We start from the raw sequence: 244 nt of genomic DNA on the forward strand, positions 1-244 counted from the left end.
GTACTTGGTTCTCCAAGTATTTCAATGCCCGGTTGCGCAAGCGCTATGAGAACAGAGGTTTCTACGTCAACGAGATCTATATCTCGTTGGTCCGCAATCGCTTTCGCTCCGGCGTGCCTGGACTCATGGATCGTGCATTGGCGCTGGTTACTGGTAACTCCGCTGCGGATGAAGCTGGCGAGACACATGAAGCGATGGCCGACTCGCTCTACAAGGCAGCAAACCTTGTACTGCGAGGCTTGTC

Annotated in this window: 1 protein-coding gene; it reads left to right on the plus strand. The window is 54.1% G+C overall.

Annotation, left to right across the window (positions count from 1 at the left end; genetic code table 11):
* Nucleotides 1-32: 32 nt before the first annotated feature.
* The coding region (locus KMS84_RS44830; protein WP_256921661.1) for a hypothetical protein at nucleotides 33-244 on the plus strand (212 nt) is incomplete at its 3' end.

The sequence above is a fragment of the Streptomyces hilarionis genome (assembly GCF_024539675.1).
In the GTDB taxonomy this organism is placed as follows: Bacteria; Actinomycetota; Actinomycetes; order Streptomycetales; family Streptomycetaceae; genus Streptomyces; species Streptomyces hilarionis.